Genomic DNA, 15,557 nt, shown 5'->3' with positions numbered 1-15,557 from the left:
ATCCCCCTTCAACGCTGATCCAGCCTGCGCAGACAGCTATGGCTTTGCAAGCACAAAATTCTTCCTCCCGCGGCGCGCAAGTGGCCCGCGGGCTGCTGGCCGTCGTGGGGGCGGTGCTGCTGCTGGATGCGCTGGTGCTGATCGCCCTGGGCCACTTCAACGTTGGCGTGCAGGTGCCGGCCGTGCTGGGCGCCGGCGCGCTGGTGCTGGCCTGGCAGTGGCCGGCGGTGCAGGTCTGGCGCCAGGCCCGGCCCTGGCGCCACCGCATGTGGCGCGCCGCCTGGGTGTTGTTGGCCTTGTGGGTGCTGAGCGTGCTGTGGTTCTGGAGCCGTTTGTTCAGTCTGGGGCTGGAGCCACCGCAGGTGCCTGCCGTGCAGGCCATCGTGGTGCTGGGCAGCGGCACCCTGGACGGGCAGCCGCGACCGGTGCTGGCCCAGCGGCTGGACACCGCGGCCGAGCTGGCCCGGCTGCAGCCCGGGGCGCTGATCGCCGTGTGCGGCGGCGTGGACTGGGGCGAGACCGAATCCGAGGCCGAGGTCATGGCGCGCTACCTGCAGCAGCGCCACGGCATTGCGCCCGAGCGCCTGGTGCTGGAAAAGCTCAGCACCAGCACGGAGCTGAACCTGCAGCTCAGCCGCCCGCTGCTGGCCGCGCGTGGCGTGGTGGCGAATGCGCCCACGGCCCTGGTCAGCAGCGACTTTCACCTCATGCGCGCACTGCGCATTGCCCAGCGCCAGGGGCTGAGCCAGATGTACCCCGTGGCCGCGCCCACGCCGCTGGCCACCCGCTTCAACGCCTGGCTGCGCGAATATTTCGCCATGGCCAGCAGCTGGGTGCTGCGCGAAGTCTGAGGATTTCAACCATCAAAACAACCTCCAGCGCTTGCTGTGCCTGCGCTGACAGCTATTCAATAAGGAGTCACACCATGCACCAACGTCCCTTCAAAGTCCTGGGCATCCAGCAGGTCGCCATCGGCGGCACCGACAAGCAGCGCATGAAGCGCCTGTGGGTGGACATGCTGGGTCTGGAGCAGACCGGCACCTTCCAGAGCGAGCGCGAGAACGTGGACGAGGACATCCTCGCCATTGGCCAAGGCGCCATGAAGGTGGAAGTGGACATCATGCAGCCCATGGACATCGAGAAAAAGCCCGCCGTCCATGCCACGCCGCTGAACCACATCGGCCTGTGGATCGACGACCTGCCCAAAGCCGTGGAATGGCTGACCGCCCACGGCGTGCGCTTTGCCCCGGGCGGCATCCGCAAGGGCGCGGCCGGCTATGACATCACCTTCTTGCACCCCAAGAGCAACGACGAATTCCCGATTGCCGGGGAGGGCGTGCTGATCGAGCTGGTGCAGGCCCCGGCCGAAGTGATCGCCGCGCTGGGCTGAGGCCCCACGCAACGCCGAACCCGCTGGCGGTGGGCCTCCAAGGCGGCACCCCCGTCGCCTTCCGTCGCAGTCGCACTGTGGGGGCAGGGCCGCCTGAAGCCTGCGCGCCATCGGGGATGTGCCTACCGCCGTGCGGCCCCCCCTGAATTTCAAGAAAGCCCGACATGCGCTGGATTGCCATCTTCACCGACACCCCCGCCATGCTGGCCGTGCGGGCCCAGCAGGGCCAGGCCCACCTGGATTTTCTGGCGCGGCACAAGGCCGAGATCGTGCTGGCGGGTGGCTGCCGCAGCGATGCCGGCGGCGACTACGTCGGCGGCCTGTGGGTGCTGGAAGTGCCCGACCGTGCCCGGGCTGTGGCGCTGATCGAGCAAGACCCGTACTACCTCAGCGGCGCGCGCCAGTATGTGCTGCGCACCTGGGGCAAGGCGTTCGAGGAAGACCGGGTGGTGCTGTAGCCGCGCATGGGCGTCGCAGCGGCCTGTGGTGGTGCTCTGGCGAATAAGTTTGGCCCGCTGCGGTCTTCAGCACTTCCGTTGCTGATGGCCGCCTGTCGCAGCGATGTCTTGGACCCGCGCGATCGGCCGTAGTGCCGCTACCTGAGCGACCGACATTAGGATTGAGCTGACTTGCAAGGGCAGGCGAATGCCAGCTGCTATCAGGGACGATACATGCGGAACTTCTGCGCATCGCCGATGGCGAAATAGTCTGCGGGGCCCCCCGCGCGCAGGATCGCCCCGGAATTGGCCGTGTCGAACACCCCGTCCTTGAGCAGCCGACGATCGATGTAGACCTTGACCACTTCCCCAAGCACAAGCCAGGACGGAATCGGCTCATGGCTGGCGGTCCGCAACTGGTGGATGTCGGTCAAACGGCATTCGAAGGTCACCGGGCTTCGTGCAACTCTGGGTACCTGTATCAACTCCGAATCCACCGCCTCTAGCCCTGCCAGTTCGAACTCATCCACCTCCGGAGGGACGGCAGCACAGGTCTGGTTCATGGCCTCGGCCAACTCACGTGTGGCCAGATTCCAAGCGAACTCTCCGGTCTCCTGGATGTTGCGCACCGTGTCTTTCCATCCGATGCTGGAGAAGCCGATGATGGGAGGGACGTAGTTGAAAGCGTTAAAGAAGCTGTAGGGTGCCAGATTGACCTGCCCGCTTGCGCTCCTGCTCGAAATCCATCCGATTGGTCGCGGGCCGACGATGGCGTTGAAGGGGTCATGCGGCAGTCCGTGCCCTTTGCGGGGCTCATAGGTGTGCGAGTCAGTTTTCATCGATGGTTGTTGCAGCGTCTGGCCTGTCGGGAGAAACACCCAGTGGCATGCGTGGGCGAGGCTGCCAGTCTAAAGGGGCAACCTGGAGATCGGGTTGCTGGGGGCTCCACCTAGCCTGTGTGAACCGGCCAGCTTTTCCCAGAAAACGTCCAACTTCGGGGCGTGACGGGAGGGACATCTCTCAACTCTATGTGCAAGCCATGCCTGTGACCCAGGCGGTATTGGGCGCCATGGCCGTTATGGCTGCTCCTGCAGATGAGGCGCAGCCATAGCGGCTGCAACGCCTCGTAAGCGTGCTCTTCGGCCTTAAGCTTTTTGGGCCTTCCATCCCCCACGTCGCAGCAGCGTGGTACCTGCTACAAGCCTCCTACCAGTCATGCATCACCAGCGTCAGCGGGCGATCGCCATCGATACCACCGCTATGTGTACTCACGCCTCCAGGAAGTGAGACATCGACCACGCTCTGGCGGATTCCAAAAATTCAATGGGGCTTAAAGCCCCATTGAATTGATTGGAATAATTAGTTGCTGCTGTTTTTATTCCTGGTTTTAAATAGTGAGAAAACAATACCTGCAGCCAAAAGACCACCTGTGACTGCCAAGCTGATAGAGGCCGGCACCTTCCCATCAAACATAAAGTCTCCCAAGAATATTTTGGCGCCAATAAATATCAGAACCAAAGCCAACGCATACTTGAGGTAGTGGAATCTGTGCACCATAGCAGCCAAAGCAAAGTACAGTGCTCTCAAGCCTAGGATTGCAAAGATATTGCTGGTATAAACAATGAATGGATCAGGTGTGATCGCAAAGATAGCGGGGACAGAGTCAATCGCAAACACCAAATCTGCGATTTCAACCAGTATCAAGCACAACAGCAAGGGGGTTGCAAAAAGGACGGCTTTTCCAGTATTTTGGTCGATTTGTCGCACAGTGAACGCTTGGCCGTGCAATGTCTCTGTCACCCGCATGTGGGATTTTAAAAAACGGAGCACGGGGTTGTTGGAAATATCTGGTTGATGATCAACCATAATGAGCATTTTTATACCTGTTGCCAGCAAAATAACTGCAAACAAGTACATCACCCAGGAGAACTCCATCACCAGCGCCGCGCCAAGACCGATCATGATTGCTCGCAGCACGATCACGCCCAAAATGCCCCAGAAAAGTACGCGATGCTGATATTCACGAGGCACTGCGAAATATGTAAATATCAAAGAAATGATAAATACATTATCCATTGCCAATGTCTTCTCAACCAGATAGCCTGTCATATACAGCTTGACGGCTATCCATCCTCTTTCTTCTGGACTGGCTGCCGCTGCAATTTGCGGATCCACGGCCCCCGTGCCAGAGTAATGGACATAGATCCAGTAAACAGCTGCAGCCCAGGCAAGGCCCAAACCTATGTACAAGCCTGACATTTTCAAGCTATCGCTGATTTCGATGGCGCGCGCATCTTTGTGCAGGATGCCCAGATCGAAAGCCAAAATGGCGATGACAGTGGTCAAGAAGGCAAACCATATCCAGAGTGGCATGCCTAACCAAAGGGTAGAGAGGAATTCCATGATGTGAGAGGATGGGTTGATAAACCTCACTCATTGGAGTGAGATCAGTGTCGACGCCTCCATTCTTCTCAACGTAACAGCACTAAAAAAGCAGCTTTACAATGATCTGCACTTCGTTTTTTTCGAAGTATTCATGCATCCACTATGCTCAACTATCGACACCTCTACTACTTCTGGGTTGTGGCCAACGAAGGTGGCTTTGCCCGAGCAGCGGAGCGTTTGGATATGGCCATCCAAACAATCAGTGCACAAGTGCGACTTTTAGAGTCCTCGATAGGCCATCAATTGCTCAAACCTTCCGGGCGAACTGTGGTTCTCACCGATGCAGGCCGTGCCGTATTTTTGCGTGCGGATGAAATATTCCTGCTAGGGTCACGCATCCCAGAGGAGGCTGCCGCAGCAGCAACCGGGCCATCGGTACGTTTATCCGTAGGTCTTTCAGACGGAATAGCAAAGCTCGCAGCACACAGACTGCTTCAACCAGTACTGGCAACTTCTGGTTTAAAGCTTATCTGCCATGATGGCGAGCTTGAGCAGTTGATGGCAGAGTTGGCTTTGCACAAGCTGGATTTGGTATTGGCCTGTCAGCCACCACCGCATAACTCCAGCTTTCGTTTGTCGAGCGAGCGTTTGGTTGCTTCTCGGGTCGATTGGTATGGACCTGCCGCTTTGGTCAGTGATCAGAAAATTGCGGAGTTTCCGCAAAGTCTTAAAGATTTGCCCATACTTGCACCGACATACCATGCAGCACTGCGTGAGCGCATGGATCGCTGGTTAGAAAATCTGGGCATACAAGCTCAGATTGTTGGCGAATTCGAAGACAGTGCCTTGTTGAGTATTTTTTCTGCCCAAGGGATGGGCGTTTTTCCTGTGACAGAGTTAGGTTCTGCAGATCTTGTAAATATACAAAGCCTGAAACTTCTTGGATGCAGCGATGGGCTTAATGAAGAAATCTACGGGATATATAGCTCACGTAGCAAAAATCACCCCTTGGTAAGAAAAATATTAAATATTTAGATTGTTTTACATGAAATAATTTTATACTTTTAATTATTTAATTTGATCCACTTTAATTTTAAAATCATTCACTACTGAGTGGCAAATTTATATATTCTTGATTTTGAATGTGCAAGAAGTTTCTCGCATGAAATAGCCACAGGGCGAGTCAATCATTTTTCAAAAAATTTTCGAAAACTTCGCGGCCTGAGTCTGAAACGTGCGCGGCAAGCACGAGTTCCGCTGCAGATGGCAAGTACAGATAGTTTGTGATGATTGCTGATTCAAGCTGCCAACTTGGCTTCAGCTCCATCTTTTGGAGACTCTAGGGCGCGCAACAGATCAACCAGTTGCAAATCCAATTCGTGCAGCGCATCGGCAGACAACGCTGAGAGCAGAGCATGCTCGTTGACCACGTGTGCTTCGACAACACGCTCAATCAGCGCCAGTCCATCGTCGGTGAGCCGCACCAGGGTGCTGCGTGCATCCTGGTCATTGGGGACACGTTCCACCCAGCCCCTGGTTTCCAGACGTTTGAGCCGATGGGTCATGGTGCCTGAGCTGACCATGAGCATCGAGAACAACTCCGTAGGACTGAGGCAGTAGGGCGCGCCAGACCGCCGCAGCGTGGCCAGCATATCGAACTCCCACATGCTGAGTCCAAACTTCGCAAACTCCGCTTCCAGCCGCGCCTCCAGCAGCACTGCACAGCGTTTGATCCGTCCAATTGGGCCCATGGGGCTGACATCCAGATCGGGGCGCTCACGCCGCCACTGGCCAAGGATGACATCCACGGCATCACGTGGCGGAGAGAACGTAAGGTCTTTCATTTGTCTTGACTTCAAGGTAATTGGTTTGCACAATGAATTGTCTTGATTTGAAGATAACACATGCCTGCTGATACTCCTCCACGCCCATGGCGTGACGCACTGCTGACGGCATGCGCTCCTGTGATCTGGGGATCCACTTACATCGTGACCTCGGAGTTTCTACCGCCGGATCGGCCCTTCACCGCCGCACTGATTCGCGCGCTGCCTGCAGGGCTGTTGCTGCTGCTGGTTACGTGGCGGTTGCCGCACAAGCAGCACTGGGGGCGATTGGCCGTGCTCAGCGCTTTGAACATTGGTGTTTTTCAGGCACTGCTGTTTGTCGCCGCCTACCGTTTGCCAGGCGGCTTGGCAGCGGTGTTGGGAGCGATTCAACCGCTTTTGGTCATGTTGCTGGCATGGGCTGTAGACCGCCAGGCGCCAAGGGGCATCACCGCGTGCTGTGCTGCTGCAGGTGTATTTGGCATGGCCATGTTGTTGCTGTCGCCGCAAACCGTGTTCGAACCCATCGGCATGGCAGCGGCCTTGCTGGGTGCGGCCTCAATGGCCACAGGTGTTTGGTTGACACGCCGTTGGCAGATCGGATTGCCAGTGCTATCCATGACGGGCTGGCAGTTGGTGCTGGGAGGGATGATGCTGGCCCCAGTTGCATGGCTCGTAGATGCGCCACTGCCTGCATTGACGGCATCGCAGTGGGCGGCCTACGCCTATCTCAGCGGGGCAGGTGCGCTTGTGGCCTATGTGCTGTGGTTTCGGGGTGTGGCACGTCTGCCGTCCGTGGCTGTGGCGTCGCTGGGCCTGTTAAGCCCTCTGACCGCAGTCATTCTGGGATGGGTGTTGCTATCCCAGTCCATGGGCGGTATTTCGCTGTTGGGGCTGCTGGTTGTGTTGGTCAGTGTGTTTGGCGTGCAATGGACATCCAGTCGCTAGTCCCTGTGCGGCAGTGCCGCACCTCAATCGACCAGTTTTCCTGTTGCGACCCATATGACCGCAGCGGACCAAGCAGTCATCGCATCACGCATGCCCATCCATACGTTCCATCATTCAAAGCTGTACCCCAGCTTCACCCCCACGGCGGTGGCTGAACTCTGGCCAAAATGGGCCATGGGTGTACGCGTGCTGGAGACATCGGTGGCGCCCAGGCGCTGGTAGCTGATCCAGGGCGTGATCTTGACGCGCTCGTGCTGGTAGCTCAGGCCCAGGGTATAGCCCACGCGCCCGCTGCTGGGGCGCAGCGGGGACAGGGGGGTCTTGCCGCTTTTGGGGTCATAGCCCAGCGCCACAAAGCCGGACCACTGCGGACCCAGTTTCTGCGCCAGCCCCAGGGTGTAGGTGGTCGCGTCTTCCAGGTCCGTCAGGCCGCGCCCCTGGGTGGCGGCGGCAAAGGCCTGGGGGCTGAGCTGGAATTGCGACCACTGGCTCCAGCGGATCTGGCCAAACACCAGGGTGCAGGGCGTCAGGCCGGTCTGCAGGTCCAGCGTGAAGCTCTGGGGGGAGTTGGAATCGGTGGTCGTGGTCCCCGCCCGCAGGGTTTCGCGGGTGGTGACGTGGTGTTTGATAGCGGAGTAATAGGTGCCCGCGATGCGCAAGCCGATCTCGGGGCGCTCGTAGCTCAGGCCCAGCAGGTAGCCGGGGCGGGTGCTGGGCGCAAAATCGACGCGGTAGCCATTGAGCGGGCCAAACGCCAGGCCGTTCAGGGCCACATGGCCTTCGGAGCGCTGCACGCGCAGCCCCCCATGCACGGCCCAGCGCTCGGTCCAGCGGTGGCGCAGCGCGGCCATCAACTCATAGGTGCTGATGCGGGCCTGCGTGCCGCCAAACAGGCGGGAGGACTGGCGGTCGTAATCAATGTCCAGGCCATAGGGGCGGGTCAGCATGACCAGCACGGAGTTGCGGGCGTCTACATCCTGCTTGTACGCAAAGCCCCATTGCGCAAAGCGGGGCGCCACCTGGCCGGTGGATTGGCCCCATGCGTCCGTGCCCTGGATCTGCGGGCGCGAGGCATAGGCCTCGACGCTCAGGTGCGCGCCTTTTTCAAACAGTGGCGACAGGCTCTGGCTGGTTCTGTCCACGCCGCCGGCGAGGGCGCAGGTGCTCAGCGTCAGGGCTGCACAGGCCATGCCGGCCGGCTTCATTCGCAATGCATTCACCGACGGGGACATGGCGGATATGTAAAACAATGTTTTTTAGGAGCGCGCATTGTGCATGGAATCGGCCAGGCTGCGGTGACGTGTGTGAATGCATGGCCTGGACCCCACAGTTGTCGCGTCGGCGTCATGCCGTGGTGGATGGAAGAGGGGCGATGTGCTGGGCCGCCCGCAGCGCACCGTATGCTGCGCACAGCCTGTGTCGGCGGCGTGTACCGCCGCCCAAACCTGTTGGACCCTGCCATGGATGCCACCCCTGCCTATTTCGACCGCCAGTACAACGCCCGCGCCAGCGTGCAGGATGCCGGGGCGCTGATTGCCCGCTATGCCCAGCAGAGCCAGGCCGCCTTTGCCTTGCCTGGTGCCGTGCGCCACCAGCGCTACAGCCCCAGGCCCACCGATCTTCTGGATATCTATCTGCCTCCAGCCCTGACTGGACAAGGGCCAACAGCTCCTGTTTTCATTTACCTGCATGGCGGCTACTGGCGCGCGCTGGGCAGGGACGACTCGGCCTTCATGGCCCCGGCACTGACCCAGGCCGGCGCCATCGTCGTCGTGCCCGACTACGACCTGGCCCCGGCGGTCAGCCTGGACCACATCGTCGACCAGGTGCGCCAGGCCTTTGCCTGGGTGGTACGCAACATCGCCATCTATGGCGGCGATGCCCGCAACATCTGTGTCTGCGGCAGCTCGGCCGGCGGGCATCTGGTGGGCATGCTGCTGGCCCGTGGCTGGCAGGACGAGTACGACCTGCCAGCCAGCGCGTTGCCGGCTTCGGCCTTTCCCTTGAGTGGGCTGTTTGACCTGCAGCCGCTGCTCCACACCCACATCAACGACTGGATGCGGCTGGACGATGCCGCCGCCATGCGCAACAGCCCGCGTTTTGCGCTGCCGGATGCGCGCACGCACGGCCACTGCCAGCTGCGCGTGGCGTGCGGCGAGTTTGAAAGCCGCGAATTCCACCGCCAGTCGCGCGAATACCTGGCGGCCTGGCGCGCGCGCTGCCTGCCCGGGCAGTGGGTGGAGGCGCCGGCCACCAACCATTTCGACCTGCCGCTGCAGCTGGCCGAGCCGGATTCCATCGTCCACCAGACGGCGCTGCAGCTGATGGGGCTGTCAAGCAAGCTTGCACAAAGCTGAGGGCATGTGAGCATGCATGCAACAAGGGGCGGCCATAAGCTGCACAAAACAGAGCAGCCTGTGTAGGCTGTGCGGCGTTGCGCCCGCGCACCTTTCCACCATCCAGACAGAGAGACACGCACCATGACCCCAGCCCGCCGCCGGTTCCCCTTGGCACCTTTCGCCCTCGCTGCTGCCGCCCTGTGCCTGGCCGCCGGCAGCGCCAGCCTGGCGGCCGCTGCGGCCGAAACCATCAAGGTCGGCGTGGCGCTGGACATTTCCGGCCCGTTTGCCGGCCCCGGTGCGGAAATCCGCGACGGCCTGAACCTGGCGGCCAAGCAACTGGGCAACAAGCTGGGCGGGCTGCCGGCCGAATTCCTGCAGGCCGACACCGCCGGCAACCCCGAGACCGCGCGCCAGGTGGCAGACCGCTTCCTCAAGCGTGACAAGGTGGACTTCTTCACCGGCCCCGTGGGCTCCAACGTGGTGCTGGCCGTGGGCCCCAGCGTGTTTGGTGCCAAGGTGCCGTTCCTGTCGGCCAACCCTGGCCCCAGCCAGCTGGCGGGTGCGCAGTGCAATCCTTTCTTCTTCGGCACCAGCTACCAGAACGACGCCATGCACGAGGCCGCCGGCCAGCATGCGGCCAACAAGGGCTACAAGAAGGTGGTGGTGCTGGCCCCGAACTACCCCGCCGGCAAGGACGCGGTCAACGGCTTCAAACGCGCCTACAAGCAGCCCGTGGCCGACGAGGTCTACACCAAGGTCGGTCAGCTGGACTTTGCGGCCGAACTGGCCCAACTGCGCGCCACCAAGCCCGATGCGGTCTACATCTTCCAGCCCGGGGGCATGGGCATCAACTTCATCAAGCAGTTCATGGGCGCGGGGCTGAACAAGGACATCGTGCTGATCTCCTCGCCCTTCACGGCCGACGAGGACATCATCGCCGCCGTGGGCGAGCCCATGGTCGGCATCTACAACGCCTCGTCCTATGCCCACGACCTGGACAACGCCACCAACAAGCAGTTCGTGGCCGAGTTCCAGAAGGCCTATGGCCGCCTGCCCACGCTGTACGCGGCCTTTGCCTACGATGTGGTGATGAACATCGACGCCGCCGTCAAAAGCCTGAACGGCAAGCTGGACGACCGCGCCGCCGTGGCCAAGGCCGTCAAGACGGCCAAGTTCAACTCGGTGCGCGGCCCCGTCAGCTATGGCAACAACCAGTTCCTGGTGCAGGACTACTACCTGCGCCAGGTCGTCAAGACCAAGGACGGCAAGATCACCAACGCCCTGCAACCCGGCAAGCTGTTCACCGCCCACCAGGACAGCTACGCCAGCCAGTGCGGCATGAAGTAAGGCGGGGGAGGGCATGCAGACCATCTCGCCCCGCGATTTCACCGGCCAGCGCGCCTGGGAGGCCTTGCCCATCGCTACGCTGAGCGGCACCACCAGCGTGCGCCTGCACTGGACCGACCAGCCCTACCGCTGGCACGTCAACGATGGCCATGAGGTGTTCGTCGTGCTCGACGGCGTGGTGCACATGCACACGCGCCAGCACGGGCAGGAACAGGTCCACCGCCTGCAGGTGGGCGACATCTTTTACGCCGCCCCTGGTGACGAGCACGTGGCCCACCCCCAGGGGGCGGCGCGTGCTGGTCGTGGAACGCGAGGGCAGTGTCTGAATGCACCAGGAGCCCCCATGGAACTGATTGGTTGGGACGACTTCACGCGGGTCGAGCTGCGCGTCGGTCGCATTGTGGCGGCGGAGGTCTTTGCGCAGGCGCGCAAGCCCGCCTACCTGCTGCAGGTGGACTTTGGCCCCGAGATCGGCATCCGCAAGTCCAGCGCCCAGATCACCCACCACTACACGCCGCAGGGCCTGATCGGCAAACAGGTCGTGGCCGTGGTGAACTTTCCCAAAAAGCAGATTGGCCCCGTTATGTCGGAATGCCTGGTCACGGGCTTTCACGACGCCGATGGTGGCGTGGTGCTGTGCGTGCCAGACCAGCCCGTGCCGCTGGGCACCAAGCTGCTGTAACCCCCTTAGCGTATGGATGCGGTTTTTTTGTTGGAGCAGGCCCTCAACGGCCTGGGATACGGCCTGATGCTGTTCCTGCTGGCCGCCGGGCTGACCCTGGTGTTCGGCATCATGGACACGCTGAACCTGGCCCACGGCGCGCTGTTCATGGCCGGTGGCTATGTGTCGGCCACGGTGCACACGCACACGGGCTCGTTCCTGCTGGCGGTGGTGGTGGCCATGGCCGTCACCGTGGCGCTGGCGGCGTTGCTGGAGGCGGCCCTGGTGCGCCGCCTCTACGCGCGCGACCACCTGTCCCAGGTGCTGGCCACCTTTGGCGTGGTGTTGGTCGCCGATGACGTGGTCAAGTACCTCTGGGGGCCGTCGCCCATCATGGCCGACACGCCCAGCGCGCTGTCCGGCCCGGTGGAGCTGTTCGGTTTTCTGCACTATCCGGCCTACCGCCTGCTGATCCTGGGCGCTGGCCTGGGCGCGGCGCTGGCCCTGTACCTGCTGGTCAACCACACCCGGCTGGGCATGTGGGTGCGGGCCGGGGCCTCCAACCGCGCCATGGCCGAGTGGATGGGCGTGCGCGTGCGCCGGGTGTTTGCCCTGGTGTTTGCCATCGGTGCGGCCCTGGCCGCCCTGGCCGGTGCGCTGGTGGCCCCCATCACCGCCGTGCAGGTGGGCATGGGCGAGAGCATTTTGATCCCCGCCCTGGTGGTCATCGTGATCGGCGGCATCGGCTCGGTGCGCGGCGCGCTGGTCGCCAGCCTGCTGGTCGGCCTGGTCGATACCGCTGGCCGCGCCTTGCTGCCGCCGCTGCTGCGCGAAGTGCTGTCGCCCAGCCTGGCGGCCGACGTGGGCCCCGCCGTGGCCAGCATTGCCATGTACCTGCTGATGGCCGGGGTGCTGGTGTTCAAGCCTTCCGGTCTTTTCCCTGCGCGCGCATGAATTCCGTGTCCGATTCTTCCCAGGCCTTGGCCAACACGTCTGTGCCGCCCCCGCTGGCGGCCTCCCACCATCCCCGCTGGGCCGGCCCGGCCGTGCTGGCCGCCCTGGTGCTGCTGCTGGCGGTCTTTCCGTGGCTGGCCCCGCTGTGGGGGCTGGACTATTACGTGGACCTGGTGCGCCGCATGCTCACCGTCAGCATGGCCGCGCTCAGCCTCAACTTCCTGATCGGCCGCGCCGGGCTGGTGGCCCTGGGCCATGCCGGCTTCGTCGGCGTCGGTGCCTATGCCGTGGTGGCCATGGTGGAGGGCGGCTTTGCCAACGCCTGGCTGATCTGGCTGGTGGCCGCGCTGGCGGGCACGGCCGTGTCCGGCCTGATCGGCCTGGTCGCGCTGCGCACCCGCGGCGTGTACTTTTTGATGATCACCCTGGCGTTTGCGCAGATGCTGTACTACCTGGCCGTGTCGCTGCGCGCCTACGGCGGGGACGATGGCTACACGCTCTACACCCCGCTGGTGCTGCTGCGCCAGGCCGATGGCGATGTGTTGGCACAAGACAATTGGCTGTTTGTCGTTGTCCTGCTTGCGCTGACAGCTATCTTTTTGTGGCTGTCGCGCATGGAGCGCTCGTACTTCGGCCGCGCGCTGGAAGGCATCCGCGACAACGAAACCCGCATGCAGGCCCTGGGCTACCCCACCTTCCGCCTCAAGCTGCTGGCCTTTGCCCTGGCCGGGGGCGTGGCCAGCCTGGCCGGTGCGCTGCTGGCCACGCAGAACGGCTTTGTCAGCCCCTCGCTGATGCACTGGACCCAGTCGGCCCTGCTGATCGTGATGGTGGTAGTGGGCGGCATCGGCCTGCGCTGGGGCGCGCCGCTGGGCGTGGTGCTGTGGGGCGCGCTGGAAGAAGTGCTCAAGCACAGCACCGACTACTGGCACGCGCCCATGGGCGTGCTGCTGATTGCCGTGGTGTTCTTGGCGCCCAAGGGGCTGGCGGCGTTCTTTGCCAAAAAAAATAGCACCCAGCGCAAGGAGGGCGCGGCATGAGCCTGCTTTCCATTCAAAACCTGGTCAAACGTTTTGGCGCCTTGACCGCCACCGACCACGTCAGCCTGGCGGTCGAGCGCGGCCAGATCCACGCCCTGATCGGCCCCAATGGCGCGGGCAAATCCACGCTGGTGCATTTGATCTCCGGCCTGCTGCCGGCCGACGGCGGCAGCCTGACGCTGGACGGTAGGGAGCTGATCCACCTGGCCCCGCACCAGCGCGTGGCCGCCGGCCTGGCGCGCTGCTTTCAGATCACCAGCATCTTCCCCCGGCTGACGGTGGCCGAGAACCTGCTGCTGGCCGCCCAGGCGCAGGGCCGTAACAGCTTTCGCAGCTTCCACGTGCGCGATGACGACCCTGCACTGCTGCAGCAGGCCTGGGCCCTGGCCCAGCGCGTGCAGCTGCAGGCACGCTGGAACGATGTGGCCGGCACCTTACCCCATGGCGCCCAGCGCAAGCTGGACGTGGCCCTGGCGATTGCCGCCCAGCCCAAGTTGCTGCTGCTGGACGAACCCATGGCCGGCATGGGGCCGGTGGAATCCAGCGAGATGGTGGCGCTGATCCAGCAGCTGCGCGCCAGCTCGCCCGACATGGCCATCCTGCTGATCGAGCACGACATGGACGCCGTGTTCCAGCTGGCCGACTGCATCACCGTGCTGGTCTACGGCAAGGTACTGGCCCAGGGCAGCGCTGCCCAAATCCAGGCCGACCCGCGCGTGCAGGCCGTGTACCTGGGGCAGGAAGACGAGGTCGACGCCAGCCTCCCAGAACCCCAGGAGGGCGCAGCATGAGCAATGCCACCACCCCCTTGCTCGAAGTGCGCGGCATCGAGGCCGGCTACGGCGCCAGCCAGGTGCTGTTTGGCGTGAGTTTGACGATGGAACCCCACCAGGTCGTCAGCCTCATGGGCCGCAACGGCATGGGCAAATCCACCACCATCAAATGCATCACCGGCGCGCTGCCCGTGCGCAAGGGGCAGATCCTGTTCGAGGGGCGTGACATCACCAACCTGCCCGCCGATGTGATTGCGCGCCTGGGCATCGCCATCGTGCCCGAAGGGCGGCAGTGCTTCCCCAACCTCACGGTGCGCGAGCACCTGGTGGCCTTTGCGCGCCCGCCTGCCCAGCCTCAAAAAGGAGAGCTGGCTGCGCAGGCTGCGCCTTGGGGTTTGCCCAGAATCTATGCACTGTTCCCGCGGCTCAAGGAGCGTGAGCACCATATGGGCAATCAGCTTTCCGGTGGCGAGCAGCAGATGCTGGCGATTGGACGGGCGTTGTCGACCAATCCCAAGCTCTTGATTCTGGACGAGGCCACCGAAGGTTTGGCGCCGGTGATTCGGGAGGAGATTTGGACGTGCTTGGCACAGCTCAAGACGGAGGGTCAAGCCATTTTGGTGGTGGACAAGTATGTGAACCGCCTTTTGGAGATTGCCGGTCTGCATTGCGTGTTGGGTCGCGGTCAAGCGGTTTGGCAGGGCAACTCACTGCGGATGCTCGCAGAAAAATCCACCATGTCCGAGCATCTGGGATTTTGAAAGAATCACCGTCTTTGCTTTGACAGCAAAGCGTCAATTGCTACGAAAAGAGATAGCTTATGAACGTACAAAAAACCGCCATCATCATCGCCGGAGGCTCCGGCATGGGCGCCGCCGCTGCCCGCAAATTCGCTGCCGATGGCTACCACGTCGGCATTCTGTCGTCCTCGGGCAAGGGCGAGGCACTGGCCCAGGAACTGGGCGGCGTCGGCGTCACCGGTACCAACCAAAGCCAGGCCGATATCCAGCAACTGGTCGATCAGGTCATGGAACGCTGGTGCCGGGTGGATGTGCTGGTCAATTCCGCAGGCAAAGGCCCGCGTGCGCCGGTGCTGGAATTGACCGATGCCGATTGGCACGCTGGGATTGATGCCTATTTGCTGAACGTGGTGCGCGCGGCGCGTTGTGTGACGCCCATCATGGTGCAGCAGAGGAGCGGGGCCATCATCAATATTTCCAGCGCCTGGGCGTTTGAGCCGGCCGATCTGTTCCCCACGTCCGCCGTGGCGCGCGCGGGGCTGGCCAGCTTTACCAAGCTGTTTGTGGATGAATACGCCCGCCGCGGGGTGCGCATGAACAATGTGCTGCCCGGCTGGATCAACAGCCTGCCCGAAAAGGACGAGCGCCGCGCGGCTGTGCCCATGCAGCGCTATGGCACGGTGGAAGAGATTGCGGGGACGATCGCCTTCCTGGCCA

At 62.3% G+C, this 15,557-nt stretch carries 17 protein-coding genes and 1 pseudogene; 14 read left to right on the top strand and 4 right to left on the bottom strand.

From position 1 onward, the window contains the following. Nucleotides 1-38 precede the first annotated feature (38 nt). The 3 genes from FYM52_RS13090 to FYM52_RS13080 all read left to right on the top strand — a co-directional run bounded on the left by FYM52_RS13090 (nt 39) and on the right by FYM52_RS13080 (nt 1,848). Nucleotides 39-851, top strand: coding sequence for a YdcF family protein (locus FYM52_RS13090; RefSeq protein ID WP_154164414.1), 813 nt, complete (start codon nt 39-41; stop codon nt 849-851). A 74-nt stretch (nt 852-925) separates the two neighbouring features. Continuing rightward, nucleotides 926-1,390 carry a VOC family protein gene (locus FYM52_RS13085; protein ID WP_154164413.1) on the top strand — a complete coding sequence of 155 codons (465 nt, stop codon included), beginning with the start codon at nt 926-928 and terminating at the stop codon, nt 1,388-1,390. Nucleotides 1,391-1,554: 164 nt separating this feature from the next. Beyond that, on the top strand, nt 1,555-1,848 hold the full coding sequence (locus FYM52_RS13080) for a YciI family protein (protein WP_042419157.1): 294 nt from the start codon (nt 1,555-1,557) through the stop codon (nt 1,846-1,848). A 200-nt stretch (nt 1,849-2,048) separates the two neighbouring features. On the opposite strand, the gene FYM52_RS13075 is transcribed toward FYM52_RS13080, so the two are convergent. Both FYM52_RS13075 and FYM52_RS13070 read right to left on the bottom strand, forming a co-directional pair. Further along, nucleotides 2,049-2,666, bottom strand: coding sequence for a flavin reductase family protein (locus tag FYM52_RS13075; protein WP_042419154.1), 618 nt, complete (start codon nt 2,664-2,666; stop codon nt 2,049-2,051). Nucleotides 2,667-3,186: 520 nt separating this feature from the next. Beyond that, nucleotides 3,187-4,230 carry a TerC family protein gene (locus FYM52_RS13070; protein WP_154164412.1) on the bottom strand — a complete coding sequence of 348 codons (1,044 nt, stop codon included), beginning with the start codon at nt 4,228-4,230 and terminating at the stop codon, nt 3,187-3,189. A gap of 144 nt (nt 4,231-4,374) precedes the next feature. On the opposite strand from FYM52_RS13070, the gene FYM52_RS13065 reads away from it, so the two are divergent. After that, on the top strand, nt 4,375-5,247 hold the full coding sequence (locus FYM52_RS13065) for a LysR family transcriptional regulator (protein WP_154164411.1): 873 nt from the start codon (nt 4,375-4,377) through the stop codon (nt 5,245-5,247). Between the two features lie 263 nt (nt 5,248-5,510). On the opposite strand, the gene FYM52_RS13060 is transcribed toward FYM52_RS13065, so the two are convergent. Next, complete coding sequence (locus FYM52_RS13060) at nt 5,511-6,056, bottom strand: MarR family winged helix-turn-helix transcriptional regulator (protein ID WP_154164410.1); 546 nt, start codon at nt 6,054-6,056, stop codon at nt 5,511-5,513. 60 nt (nt 6,057-6,116) lie between these two features. On the opposite strand from FYM52_RS13060, the gene FYM52_RS13055 reads away from it, so the two are divergent. Then, on the top strand, nt 6,117-6,983 hold the full coding sequence (locus tag FYM52_RS13055) for an EamA family transporter (RefSeq protein ID WP_154164409.1): 867 nt from the start codon (nt 6,117-6,119) through the stop codon (nt 6,981-6,983). A gap of 110 nt (nt 6,984-7,093) precedes the next feature. Here the strand turns inward: FYM52_RS13055 and FYM52_RS13050 are convergent, their stop codons facing one another. Next, nucleotides 7,094-8,203 carry an OmpP1/FadL family transporter gene (locus FYM52_RS13050; protein ID WP_370513847.1) on the bottom strand — a complete coding sequence of 370 codons (1,110 nt, stop codon included), beginning with the start codon at nt 8,201-8,203 and terminating at the stop codon, nt 7,094-7,096. Between the two features lie 240 nt (nt 8,204-8,443). Here FYM52_RS13050 and FYM52_RS13045 point away from each other — a divergent pair, with 240 nt between their 5' ends. From FYM52_RS13045 to FYM52_RS13010, 9 genes and pseudogenes are all read left to right on the top strand, one after another. Then, a complete protein-coding gene (locus FYM52_RS13045) occupies nt 8,444-9,340 on the top strand; it encodes an alpha/beta hydrolase (RefSeq protein WP_154164408.1) in 897 nt (298 codons plus the stop codon). A 123-nt stretch (nt 9,341-9,463) separates the two neighbouring features. After that, a complete protein-coding gene (locus FYM52_RS13040; RefSeq protein WP_154164407.1) occupies nt 9,464-10,672 on the top strand; it encodes an ABC transporter substrate-binding protein in 1,209 nt (402 codons plus the stop codon). Between the two features lie 13 nt (nt 10,673-10,685). Then, nucleotides 10,686-10,998 (top strand): annotated as a pseudogene (locus FYM52_RS18785) (cupin). Nucleotides 10,999-11,015: 17 nt separating this feature from the next. Beyond that, nucleotides 11,016-11,354 carry a tRNA-binding protein gene (locus FYM52_RS13035; protein ID WP_042419651.1) on the top strand — a complete coding sequence of 113 codons (339 nt, stop codon included), beginning with the start codon at nt 11,016-11,018 and terminating at the stop codon, nt 11,352-11,354. Between the two features lie 12 nt (nt 11,355-11,366). Then, nucleotides 11,367-12,287, top strand: coding sequence for a branched-chain amino acid ABC transporter permease (locus FYM52_RS13030; protein WP_042419654.1), 921 nt, complete (start codon nt 11,367-11,369; stop codon nt 12,285-12,287). A 5-nt stretch (nt 12,288-12,292) separates the two neighbouring features. Continuing rightward, nucleotides 12,293-13,327, top strand: a complete 1,035-nt coding sequence (locus FYM52_RS13025; protein WP_370513846.1) for a branched-chain amino acid ABC transporter permease — start codon at nt 12,293-12,295, stop codon at nt 13,325-13,327. Further along, the gene (locus FYM52_RS13020) at nt 13,324-14,118 is read left to right on the top strand and encodes an ABC transporter ATP-binding protein (RefSeq protein WP_154164405.1); all 795 of its coding nucleotides are present in this window, start codon (nt 13,324-13,326) and stop codon (nt 14,116-14,118) included. Before FYM52_RS13025 ends, FYM52_RS13020 begins: the two co-directional genes overlap by 4 nt. Then, nucleotides 14,115-14,861 carry an ABC transporter ATP-binding protein gene (locus tag FYM52_RS13015; protein WP_154164404.1) on the top strand — a complete coding sequence of 249 codons (747 nt, stop codon included), beginning with the start codon at nt 14,115-14,117 and terminating at the stop codon, nt 14,859-14,861. Before FYM52_RS13020 ends, FYM52_RS13015 begins: the two co-directional genes overlap by 4 nt. A 59-nt stretch (nt 14,862-14,920) precedes the next feature. Further along, a partial coding sequence (locus tag FYM52_RS13010) for an SDR family NAD(P)-dependent oxidoreductase (RefSeq protein ID WP_154164403.1) occupies nt 14,921-15,557 on the top strand: 637 nt, incomplete at its 3' end.

Origin of the sequence: Comamonas sp. CAH-2 (genome assembly GCF_009668305.1) — a bacterium.
In the GTDB taxonomy this organism is placed as follows: Bacteria; Pseudomonadota; Gammaproteobacteria; order Burkholderiales; family Burkholderiaceae_C; genus Comamonas; species Comamonas aquatica.
The sequence above is the reverse complement of the archived record's forward strand: the minus strand, read 5'-3'. Positions and strand labels throughout refer to the sequence as shown.

Excerpts from the sequence above, each read along its gene's own strand:
- FYM52_RS13030 (WP_042419654.1), top strand. The coding sequence starts at position 11,367 with ATGGATGCGGTTTTTTTGTTGGAGCAGGCCCTCAACGGCCTGGGATAC.
- FYM52_RS13045 (WP_154164408.1), top strand. The coding sequence starts at position 8,444 with ATGGATGCCACCCCTGCCTATTTCGACCGCCAGTACAACGCCCGCGCC.
- FYM52_RS13020 (WP_154164405.1), top strand. The coding sequence starts at position 13,324 with ATGAGCCTGCTTTCCATTCAAAACCTGGTCAAACGTTTTGGCGCCTTG.
- FYM52_RS13060 (WP_154164410.1), bottom strand. The coding sequence starts at position 6,056 with ATGAAAGACCTTACGTTCTCTCCGCCACGTGATGCCGTGGATGTCATC.
- FYM52_RS13085 (WP_154164413.1), top strand. The coding sequence starts at position 926 with ATGCACCAACGTCCCTTCAAAGTCCTGGGCATCCAGCAGGTCGCCATC.
- FYM52_RS13015 (WP_154164404.1), top strand. The coding sequence starts at position 14,115 with ATGAGCAATGCCACCACCCCCTTGCTCGAAGTGCGCGGCATCGAGGCC.
- FYM52_RS13090 (WP_154164414.1), top strand. The coding sequence starts at position 39 with ATGGCTTTGCAAGCACAAAATTCTTCCTCCCGCGGCGCGCAAGTGGCC.
- FYM52_RS13080 (WP_042419157.1), top strand. The coding sequence starts at position 1,555 with ATGCGCTGGATTGCCATCTTCACCGACACCCCCGCCATGCTGGCCGTG.
- FYM52_RS13070 (WP_154164412.1), bottom strand. The coding sequence starts at position 4,230 with ATGGAATTCCTCTCTACCCTTTGGTTAGGCATGCCACTCTGGATATGG.
- FYM52_RS13065 (WP_154164411.1), top strand. The coding sequence starts at position 4,375 with ATGCTCAACTATCGACACCTCTACTACTTCTGGGTTGTGGCCAACGAA.
- FYM52_RS13040 (WP_154164407.1), top strand. The coding sequence starts at position 9,464 with ATGACCCCAGCCCGCCGCCGGTTCCCCTTGGCACCTTTCGCCCTCGCT.
- FYM52_RS13055 (WP_154164409.1), top strand. The coding sequence starts at position 6,117 with ATGCCTGCTGATACTCCTCCACGCCCATGGCGTGACGCACTGCTGACG.
- FYM52_RS13035 (WP_042419651.1), top strand. The coding sequence starts at position 11,016 with ATGGAACTGATTGGTTGGGACGACTTCACGCGGGTCGAGCTGCGCGTC.
- FYM52_RS13075 (WP_042419154.1), bottom strand. The coding sequence starts at position 2,666 with ATGAAAACTGACTCGCACACCTATGAGCCCCGCAAAGGGCACGGACTG.